We start from the raw sequence: 6,450 nt of genomic DNA on the forward strand, positions 1-6,450 counted from the left end.
CGGTTCAGACCTTCTCCCAGCCGTCATGGGTGCTGGCGCGATAGATCGCATCGATGAACTTCTGGTTCAGGAGCGAGCTTTCGAGCGTCACCACTTCCGCCGCCTCGCCTTTCGCCGCGCGCGCAAAGCTTTCCGCCTGCCGGCGATACTGGCGGCTGTCCTGGAAGCGGAAGATCTGGGAGACGTTGTGCTTCTGGTTGGCGAGCTCGATCTCTTCCGCGCCCCACCGGTCAGCGTTGAAGGGTGACTTCACCTCGATATAGCCCTCGGTACCGTGGAAGACCATGATCTGGCGGTTGGCGAGCTGGGTCGCGATGTAGAAGCTCATCTCGAAGTCCCCGAAGTCGGCCTTGACGCTGGAATAGATATCGGTGCCGAATTCCGGATCGCGCTCGGTCACCGCCTGTACCCGCAGGGGCTCCCTGCCGGTCGAAAAACGGGTGGTGATCGTCGGGTAGACGCCGATATCGGGAAGCGCCCCGCCACCGAGTTCCGGAATATTGCGCATATTGCCTGGATCGCGGTTGAAATAGGTAAAGGCACCCTGGACATGCCGCAGGCGTCCGATCGCGCCATCGGCGATCAATTCACGCACCTTCAGCCATACCGGCGCATAGGTGACCATGAAGGCTTCGCAGATCAGGACCTTGTAGCGATCACGCGCCTCGATCAGCCGGTCGATCTCATCGGCCTTCAACGAAATCGGCTTCTCGCAAAGCACATGCTTTCCCGCTTCGGCGGCTTTCAGCGACCATTCCACATGCTGGCTGGTCGGCAGGGGGATATAGACGGCATCGATAACGTCCGAAGCCAGCATCTCCTCATAGGACCCGAAGGCGTGCGGCACGCTGAAACGATCGGCCAGCGCTCTTGCCTTGGCAGGATCGCGGCTTGCGACCGCCGTGATCACGCAGTTTTCCGCATCCTGAATGGCGGGCATGACGAGTTCCCGCGCAATTCTGGCCGTCGACAGGATTCCGAAACGCAGCATGTCTTTCCCTCCGGGCTTGATACGGCCGCACCATATTGGCGGGCCGGCAGCGATGCAACGGCCGCGAGGCAATCAAGCCTCGTTGAAAAACCACCGATCCGCTCCAAATGAAACTGGTCAGCGGCGGAACATGCGATAATCTCCCACCATTCTTCCGCCTCACCACCCATCGCAAAAAATCTGGAGAACTCCCATGGAGCTGCGCGCACTCGGACGGACCGGCCTTTCCATCGCTCCCATCGTCTTCGGCGGCAATGTCTTCGGCTGGACCGCCGACGAGAAGACATCTTTCAACCTGCTCGATCGTTTCTTCGACGCAGGCTTCAATGCGATCGATACGGCTGATGCTTATTCGCGCTGGGTGCCGGGCCATCAGGGCGGTGAATCCGAGACGATTATCGGCAAATGGCTGAAGCGCGGCGGCATTTCCCGCGACAAGGCCGTCATCGTCACCAAGGTCGGCTCAGACATGGGTCAGGGCAAGAAGGACTTGTCCGCCAAGTGGATCATGCAGGCAGTTGAAGATTCTCTCTCTCGCCTGCAGACCGATTATATCGATCTCTACCTCTCCCATTGGCCGGACCCGGATACACCGTACGAGGAAACACTCGCCGCCTATGCGAAGCTTTTGGATCAGGGCAAGGTCCGTTCGATTGGCTGTTCCAATCTCGATGCCGGGCAGCTCAAAGACGCGCTCGAGGTTTCCGCCGCCAAGAACCTGCCGCGCTACGACGTCATTCAGCCTGAATACAATCTCTACACCCGCGACAGTTTCGAGGGGCCGTTGGCCGATCTCTGCGTGAAGGAGGATATCGGCGTCATCACCTATTTCAGCCTCGGCGCCGGATTTCTCACCGGCAAGTATCGCTCCAAGGAGGATGCGGGAGGCCGGGCGCGCGAAGGCCGTGTCTCCGGATATTTCGACGACAAGGGCATGCGCGTTCTCGCCGCGCTCGATGAAGTGGCCGTCGAGACCAATGCGGCACCCGCGAGCATCGCGCTCGCCTGGCTGATCCGCAAGCGCGGCGTCACTGCGCCGATCGCCAGCGCCACCAGCCTTTCCCAGCTCGAGACCATGATCGCCGCCGGAAATCTCGAACTTTCCGACGATCAGATGGCGCTGCTCGATGAGGCCGGGGCATAGTCCCTGCTGCCCGCTCATATTCAGAAAGAAGGACGAAGACCATGAAGACACGCAAGCTCGGATCGCAGCTCACGGTTTCAGCAGTCGGGCTCGGCTGCATGGGCATGAGCCATGCCTATGGCGGACAGGACGAGAGCGAATCCATCCGCACGCTTCACCGTGCCGTGGAACTCGGCGTCACCTTCTTCGACACGGCAGAGGTCTACGGCCCGTTCGAGAACGAGATCCTGGTTGGCAAGGCGCTGAAATCTCACCGGGATAAGGTGGTGATCGCCACGAAGTTCGGTTTCAGGATCGATACGAGCAAAACGGGCGCCAACGCGATGTCCGGCGTCGATAGCCGGCCGGAACATGTCCGCGAAGTCGCGGAGGCATCGCTCAAGCGGCTCGGCGTCGAGGTGATCGACCTCTTCTACCAGCATCGCGTCGATCCGCAGGTGCCGATCGAAGACACGGTCGGGGCCATGGCCGAGCTCGTGAAGGAGGGCAAGGTCAGAACGCTGGGATTGTCGGAAGCCGGCGCCGATATCATCCGCCGGGCGCATGCCGTTCACCCGATTTCGGCACTGCAAAGCGAATACTCGCTCTGGACCCGCGATCCGGAAGGCGAGATCCTCGATACCTGCCGCGAACTCGGCATCGGCTTCGTGCCCTTCAGCCCGCTCGGCCGAGGCTTTCTCACCGGCAAGATCCAGAAGCCGGAGGATTTCGGCGATAACGATTTCCGCCGGACGCTGCCCCGTTTCAGCGAAGAGAACATGGCTGCCAATGCCGCGCTCGTGAAAATGCTCGAGAATATGGCCGCGGCCAAGGGCGTCACGGCCGCCCAGCTCGCACTCGCCTGGGTCATCAATCAGGACGATTTCATCGTGCCGATCCCCGGAGCAAGAAAGATCGGCCATCTGGAACAGAACGTCGCGGCCGCCGAGATCAGCCTTTCGCCGGAGGAACTGAAGACGCTCGGCGACATGCTGGCGCCGGAGAAATTCGCCGGCAGACGGTATGGCGATGCAGCCATGTCACTAACGAACCGGTGATTTGCGGCTACAAATCCGGATTGACTGCTCTACATCCGCCAACGGAAACAGGAGGAAACCATGTCGGAGGAGCAGGCAATCCAGGCAGTCGTCCATCTCTATGTCGACGGGATGACCTTTGCGCATGAGGCTGCGCTTCGAAAGGCCTTCCACCCGAAGGCCTGCATCATCGGCAACTTCAGCGGAAAAGTTGAATGGCTCTCCCTCGACGAGTTCATCAGCGCCGTCGTCTCGGAGGGGGCGGCGCCGGCCGGCACGCAGCCTCCCATCGATATCGAAGCTCTCGACGTGACCGGCGACGCGGCAACCGTCAAGGTGGTGGACGAGTTCGCCGGAATGCGGTTTTCGGATTATCTCTCGCTTCTGAAGACCAATGGACGCTGGATGATCGTCAGCAAGCTCTATCACCTGCACTCCTGATCGGTGGGGGCCTCATCGGGCCAATGCGGGAAAGCCCTCGTAGAACTCCGAATGGTCGCCCTCATGATTGGCCATTCCAGGCTTCGTCAATATGCCGCGCGGCTCGGCGAAACTGCGGATGCGTCGCGCCGGCCTCTCGTGCCACTGGATGTTGACGGCCCATAGCTTCGGAAAGAAGCAGAGCGAACCGTAGGGCAGATGGTCGTGAATCCACCAGGCGAGCTTTCGCCAATCGCCCTCCTCATGATGGTGGTCGATGAGCCATGGCACGACGACGCAGGCCGTCGCACCCATGAAGCCCTGCGCATCCCGCCGGTCCCAGATGTGATCGGCCGCCGTGTTCGCATTCGAAGCGCAGTTCAGGTTATTCCTGTTGCCGAACTCGTTGACCTTAGCCGAACGATAGCCTGAGCGGAGATGCAGCCGCCCGAAGGTGGCCTGCATCGGCTCGAGCAGTTCCTCGCAGAGATGACGGCCCGCCTCGATCGCCAGATCAGGATCCTCGGGAATATTGGGTATGCCGTAGAAGCTCGATATTTCGGAAAACAGGAAATCACGGAAAAAGAAGTTCCTCGAGAGCCGGACACGGCCAAGCTCTTCCAATCCCTTCATCGATCCCGGTGAGCGCATCCTACCTCCCAAAGAAAAAGCCTGCCCCACATTCAGCAGAGCAGGCTATCTTTGGGCGGTGATTCACGCCACCCGTTTTCAGGCTCGCAGGACCCCGCCCGTCGTCTTCTCGACATTGGCGACGATCTTGGCGGTCAGAGCCTCGAAATCCTCATCCGTGAGCGTCCGCTCAGCCGGCTGAATAAGGACCTCGATCGCCACCGACTTCCGGCCTTCGCCGAGCGAGGCGCCCTCGAAGACATCGAAAACATTGACCCCGGAGATCAGCTTGCGGTCGGCACTCGATGCAGCCTTGATGATCGCGCCGGCCTCCACTTCGCTTCCCACCACGAAGGCGAAATCGCGCTTGACCACCTGGAAGGGAGAGAGCTCCAGCGGCGGCTTGGTGCGGGTCGCCTTCCTCTTCGGTTCCGGCATGGCATCGAGGAAGACCTCGAAGCCGCAGAGCGCACCGGAGACATCGAGCGCGCCGAGTGTTTTCGGATGGAACTCGCCGAAATGGCCGAGCACGACCTTCGGACCCATCTTGATCGTGCCCGAGCGGCCGGGATGGTACCATGACGGCGCACCCTTCTCGATCTGCACGTTGGCCATGGGAAGGCCGCAGGCTTCGATTACGGCAAGCACATCGGCCTTGGCATCGAAGACATCGACCGGCTTGCCGCCGCCTTTTGCATTGTTCGACCAGAGCCGGCCGGCGCCGTTGAGCGATGCCGTGCCGCGGCGAATGCCGCCGGCAACGCGACGCTGGCCTTCCGGCGTATCGGTCTCATAGGTGCCCGATACCTCGAAGATCGCCACATCGCCAAAGCCCTTGTCGGCATTGCGCTGCGCGGCCGTCAGCAGGCCGGGCAGCAGCGAGGGGCGCATATCCGACATGTCCGACGCGATCGGGTTCGCAAGCTTCAGCTCGCGCCTTCCTCCGCCGAAGAGCTTGGCCTGTTCTTCCGGAATAAAGGACCACGTGACAGCCTCGAGCATGCCGCGCGAGGCAAGCGCGCGCCGTGCCGTACGAGAGCGGATCTGCAGCGTCGTCAATATCCTGCCGTTGACCGCCGCATGGCTTTCCAGCGGCTCCGGCTTGATCTGGTCGACGCCATGGACGCGCATCACCTCTTCCACGAGATCCGCCTTGCCGTCGATATCCGGCCGCCAGGAGGGGACCTTCACCGCGACGCTCTCGCCGGTCCCCTCAACCTCGAACCCGAGACGGGTGAGAATGGAGCGGCTCTCTTCGGTGGAGACTTCGAGGCCGGTCAGCCGCTTCACTTCCGAATAGGGGAAATCAACCACCTTCGGCGTGTATCCCTTGTAGCCGACGACCTTCGCCTCCGCTGCCGTGCCGCCGCAAAGCTCCAGCACCAGCTCGGTCGTGCGCTCAAGACCCGGAACCATGTATTCCGGATCGACGCCGCGTTCGAAGCGATAGCGGGCATCGGTGATGATGCCCAGCGAGCGGCCGGACTTGGCGATGTTGATCGGATCCCAAAGCGCCGACTCGATCAGCACATCCGTAGTGTTCTCGTCGCAGCCGGAATGCTCGCCGCCCATGATGCCGCCGATGGATTCGACACCGTTGTCATCGGCGATGACCACGTTGTTGGGCGTCAGCTTGTATTCGCGGGTGTCGAGCGCCAGCACGGTCTCGCCGGCAAGCGCGCGGCGTACGGTCAGGCTTCCCTTCACCTTGGCCGCGTCGAAGACGTGCATCGGGCGGCCCTGGTCGAAGGTCATATAGTTGGTGATATCCACCAGCGCATTGATGGGGCGCAGGCCTATCGCCTTCAGGCGCTGCTGCATCCAGGCGGGGCTCGGGCCGTTCTTGACGCCGCGCACGAGGCGGAGCGCGAAACCAGGGCAAAGCCGCTCGTCATCAAGCACGATCTTGAGGCCGACCGAGGTTTCACCTTCCACGCGGAAGCTTGGCTTGGCCAATGTCTTCAGCCGCCCAAGACCGGAGGCCGCGAGATCGCGAGCGATACCATGGATCGACGTGCAATCAGGCCGGTTCGGCGTCAGATTGATCTCGATGACCGGATCATCGAGGCCCGCATAGCTCGCAAACGGCGTCCCGACCGGAGCATTCTCCGGAAGGTCGATGATGCCCTCGTGACTGTCGGAGATGTTCAGCTCCTTTTCGGAGCACATCATGCCGTGGCTTTCGACGCCGCGGATATTGCCGACGGCGAGCGTCACATCGATGCCGGGAACATAGGTGCCGGGGGGCG

Annotated in this window: 6 protein-coding genes; 3 read left to right on the forward strand and 3 right to left on the reverse strand. The window is 61.5% G+C overall.

Going from position 1 to position 6,450, the window contains the following annotated elements:
- Positions 1–4 precede the first annotated feature (4 nt).
- Entirely contained in the window at positions 5–991 is a 987-nt protein-coding gene (locus ACE04I_RS16410) for a Gfo/Idh/MocA family protein (RefSeq protein WP_046793994.1), read from the reverse strand.
- Between the two features lie 193 nt (positions 992–1,184).
- Here ACE04I_RS16410 and ACE04I_RS16415 point away from each other — a divergent pair, with 193 nt between their 5' ends.
- The 3 genes from ACE04I_RS16415 to ACE04I_RS16425 are packed head-to-tail and all read left to right on the forward strand — an operon-like array spanning position 1,185 to position 3,592.
- Entirely contained in the window at positions 1,185–2,135 is a 951-nt protein-coding gene (locus ACE04I_RS16415; RefSeq protein WP_046793993.1) for an aldo/keto reductase, read from the forward strand.
- A 41-nt stretch (positions 2,136–2,176) separates the two neighbouring features.
- Positions 2,177–3,172, forward strand: coding sequence for an aldo/keto reductase (locus ACE04I_RS16420; RefSeq protein WP_046793992.1), 996 nt, complete (start codon positions 2,177–2,179; stop codon positions 3,170–3,172).
- A gap of 60 nt (positions 3,173–3,232) precedes the next feature.
- Positions 3,233–3,592 carry a nuclear transport factor 2 family protein gene (locus ACE04I_RS16425; protein ID WP_046793991.1) on the forward strand — a complete coding sequence of 120 codons (360 nt, stop codon included), beginning with the start codon at positions 3,233–3,235 and terminating at the stop codon, positions 3,590–3,592.
- 12 nt (positions 3,593–3,604) lie between these two features.
- Here ACE04I_RS16425 and ACE04I_RS16430 read toward each other — a convergent pair whose 3' ends face one another.
- Both ACE04I_RS16430 and pheT read right to left on the reverse strand, forming a co-directional pair.
- Entirely contained in the window at positions 3,605–4,222 is a 618-nt protein-coding gene (locus ACE04I_RS16430; RefSeq protein ID WP_487207285.1) for a hypothetical protein, read from the reverse strand.
- 78 nt (positions 4,223–4,300) lie between these two features.
- The coding region (gene pheT / locus ACE04I_RS16435) for a phenylalanine--tRNA ligase subunit beta (protein ID WP_487207286.1) at positions 4,301–6,450 on the reverse strand (2,150 nt) is incomplete at its 5' end.

The sequence above is a fragment of the Rhizobium moroccans genome, assembly GCF_057559155.1.

Bases quoted from the DNA above. Each gene is read 5' to 3' on its own strand.
- ACE04I_RS16410 (WP_046793994.1), bottom strand. From the start codon at position 991: ATGCTGCGTTTCGGAATCCTGTCGACGGCCAGAATTGCGCGGGAACTC.
- ACE04I_RS16415 (WP_046793993.1), top strand. From the start codon at position 1,185: ATGGAGCTGCGCGCACTCGGACGGACCGGCCTTTCCATCGCTCCCATC.
- ACE04I_RS16420 (WP_046793992.1), top strand. From the start codon at position 2,177: ATGAAGACACGCAAGCTCGGATCGCAGCTCACGGTTTCAGCAGTCGGG.
- ACE04I_RS16425 (WP_046793991.1), top strand. From the start codon at position 3,233: ATGTCGGAGGAGCAGGCAATCCAGGCAGTCGTCCATCTCTATGTCGAC.
- ACE04I_RS16430 (WP_487207285.1), bottom strand. From the start codon at position 4,222: ATGCGCTCACCGGGATCGATGAAGGGATTGGAAGAGCTTGGCCGTGTC.